Source organism: Pleomorphomonas koreensis DSM 23070, assembly GCF_000425185.1.
GTDB lineage: Bacteria > Pseudomonadota > Alphaproteobacteria > Rhizobiales > Pleomorphomonadaceae > Pleomorphomonas > Pleomorphomonas koreensis.
Genome location: NZ_AULH01000051.1, coordinates 1 through 3,205 on the forward strand (window position 1 = coordinate 1; position 3,205 = coordinate 3,205).

General features: G+C 55.9%; 3 protein-coding genes. All 3 read right to left on the reverse strand.

Going from position 1 to position 3,205, the window contains the following annotated elements; translation table 11 throughout:
* Positions 1 to 47 precede the first annotated feature (47 nt).
* From H512_RS0119850 to H512_RS0119860, 3 genes are read right to left on the reverse strand one after another with little or no spacing between them, the layout of a single operon-like run.
* Complete coding sequence (locus H512_RS0119850; RefSeq protein WP_026784891.1) at positions 48 to 1,157, reverse strand: hypothetical protein; 1,110 nt, start codon at positions 1,155 to 1,157, stop codon at positions 48 to 50.
* Complete coding sequence (locus tag H512_RS0119855) at positions 1,154 to 1,393, reverse strand: ABC-three component system middle component 6 (protein WP_026784892.1); 240 nt, start codon at positions 1,391 to 1,393, stop codon at positions 1,154 to 1,156. The genes H512_RS0119850 and H512_RS0119855 overlap by 4 nt, the downstream gene beginning before the upstream one ends.
* On the reverse strand, positions 1,377 to 2,342 hold the full coding sequence (locus H512_RS0119860; protein WP_026784893.1) for an ABC-three component system protein: 966 nt from the start codon (positions 2,340 to 2,342) through the stop codon (positions 1,377 to 1,379). Before H512_RS0119860 ends, H512_RS0119855 begins: the two co-directional genes overlap by 17 nt.
* Positions 2,343 to 3,205 lie beyond the last annotated feature (863 nt).

Consider the following 3,205-nt stretch of genomic DNA (forward strand, 5'->3'; position numbering starts at 1 on the left):
GTTTGCCAGACATTGGAGGCCCTCCCAAACCGAGAGGGAATCAGAGCTCAGCTGATTTGAACAGACAAAGAGTCACCACCTGACGGAACCGGTATCAGACGGCTGCGACTGCGGTCGAGCTCGGCGCCAAGGTGGTGCCGGCGATTAATGATGACGGACTCATGGAACGCCCGCACTTGTTCGAACGTGCGCATCACGTTCTCAGGGAGTTGTCTACCCATGTCGGCATACAGGCTTTCTACGTCGCGGCCATCCGGCAGCACCTCCGCCTCCATGCTTCGTTCAACGTGACGGATCGAGCTCTTGAGAATAGCGGCTTCTGCGGCAAGATGTTCTAGTTCGCCCTTGAGCCTAGCGGCGTCGGCGACCTTTTCTCCATATTGACCCACCACCCTCATGTCGGCTACGCGCTGCCGGGCGGCCTCTGCCGCTGCCTTCGCCACCGCGGTGGCAGACCGCAGTGCCGCCACCGTCCGTAGGTTATCAGTGCCGGACCCTTTTGCCCTGCGTTGAGTCGCTGCGATATCTTGTAGTTCCGATTTCTTTCGCTCGAACTCCCTGACAAGCGTCCAGTCGAGGCCAAAGATCCAGGACAAGGCCGCCCGAGCTTGTGCGTCGTCCTGCTTTTCCGCGCTTTTGTGGGGCCGGATGAAGCCGCCGTCCTGTCTGCGTCTGGCGAAGAAGCCGTATAGGGAACGGAAGGATGGCGGCGAAATTTCCATGCCTCTGATGTCGCGGCCAGGTCTCAGCTTGAACATCTGCCTTCCGAGCCAATCGCACCAATCGGCAACTGTAGCCTGCCCGCCTTCCAGCAGATCGTTGTTCATTTCCAAGCCATGGGAGCCACCATCTGCGAACCGGATCTTAACGAAATCCTTGTCCGCAACCGAGCGCTCTACGCGCAAGGGATGACCGCCGACAACCATGTCGGCCCAGAACTTCGCCTTGGCCAACTCTTTCGCGCTGACTACCGAATCCTTGGTGACGCGGCCTCCATGCAGGAAGCTTATGATGTCAACCAAGCTGGATTTCCCAGAGCTGTTACGCGTGCGGGTTTCACCGGAAGTCGCATGTCGCTCGGCGAGGAGGATGTTCAGGCCTGTGGTGAGCTCGATGGTCTTAAAAGTCTCAATCGAGCTTCCGATCCTGACAATCATGATTGCCCCTCAAGAACGAGAAGACCTTCGCGGAGATGAACCATGCCCATGGCGAATAGGAGAGTGACGGCGAGAACAAACCAGTCGAAACCAAGAGGAGATCGGCGTGGAACCGCGCTCATGCGCTCCCAGGTCTCGCTCACTGTGAGTGGCGAATCCTTCAGGTGAGCTAGAACTTCTCCGCCGATGACGATCAGAGAACGGTCTGCGGGCATGAACTTACTGGGCAGGATCATGGACCAGTGTCCCCGTGGGCATGTCGATAGGGTCCTCAAAAATCTCGCAACTCTCAAACATGCACGCCATCACTGCCAGTGCAGCATAGGAACGATCGTCATCGACACGCGACGCGGCCGCCCCGCACAGGTCGGCGTGGATCTGACTGAGTATTTCGCCCGGAAGCAAATCATTCGAAGCGAGATTGCGGTAGAGCGTCTTGAAGTATGCGGGCGCGGAGTTGGGTGCCTTCGGGTCGCCGTTGCGGCCAATGCAATCAAAGACTAGCGAGCCGTGTTCAAAACCGTGGCGCAGCAAACGCTGCCAGTTGTCCGGAATGTCATTGTGGGTAAGCTTGCGCTTCGAAATGGGCTTCGGCGGATCCTCGGGAGCGACGTAGTCTAGGGTTTTGATCAGGATGTCATCAACGATGGCGTTGACAGCCTCTGGCAGCTTACGCAGGCGGTCTTCCGCAAGTGCCTTTGTTCCGAGAAGCCGTTCCCGGCTGCGCTCATCAAGCTTCTCCACTAGCTTCAACAGGGTAGCGCGGCCGCACTGACCGACTTTGACGTCCTTGCTATTGCCGAGTTGCGTCAACTCATCGAGAACATCAAGCAGCGGCTTAGGGAGGCCTGAGAGAAGGTTATGGGTGAAGCGCCACTCCCTTATCCGCGTTCCGCTTGCAAGGACGGTATGGAAGTCGGCCCGCATCTTCTGCCCGACTTCGGTGTGACGCTGGACCTTACCGTCTTCTGCGCCGTAGCACTGATATACGATTCCCTCGTGCAAGAAATAGCCATCGACACCGTCGTCACCCAAGTTGCCTTGGGGCTTTACTCGGATGAAATCGTCGCCATAGATCCTCTCCATGATATCGCTGAAGAGCTTCTGGAAAGCATTGCCATTAGCGTTCGCAAGCCTGCTTTCTAGCGCGAGTTCTAACACGACCCAGTCGATGTTCTGACCCATTTCGAATTCCCTTCGCCCCCGTCTACCTATCGTAGATTGAAGAAAGGTTCACCGAGAAGATCTTGCAATGATTTGCTGCAGAAAATGCAACGAAAGGATGTCGAGAGGCAGAATAGTGGATCGCCACGGCAAGGCATGCGCCTCTTTGGCCGCTCCACACCGCCAGCCGCTCACGAAGTACCCTGTTGCCCGAATACGCTTCCGAACTCTGGTAGCGGTTTATGCTTTCATCCGGCACATGCATATTCATGGGCCGCATTGCCGCCGACATAGGCCGGATTCAGAACTTTGGCTTGGATAGGTTCAGAACATTGGCCTCAACGACGCCCAGATGGTGCTCAGACGGCTCCGGTTCAAAACTTTGGCTTGAATCCGGTATAAAACTTTGGCTAGCAAAAATCGGAGTTTTGAATCTTGCAGGGAAATCAATGAGGTGCGGAGGGCGCTTGTTCAAAACTTTGGTGACGCCAACAGTTGTTGTTGGGTGTTGGGATACTCAAAGTTCTGGAAAAACAAGCCTTTGTTCTGAACTGGAGTTAGAAATACCAACGACTTAGCAAGGTGCTCGGCGACGGTTCACGCCGAGCGGGTCGGAGGAAAAATCTCCCGATTTGGGAGGGCTAGGTCCAGACGCTTTCGAGCGTCTGGAAATGCAAATAGGAACAGAAAGTGAATATGATGTTCAAGAAGGTCTTGGACGGTTTGCCTAACCAACTCTAGCCCTGTCCGACCGACACTATCTATGCGCAGTCTGGATAAGGCGATAAGAGAGGTGGCTCCGCAAATTCGGACGGTGGCTTGAGTGGATTTTGCGCCTGAGAGCGGCGACGATGTCGCCGAGGATCAGGAGCACCCGATGACCA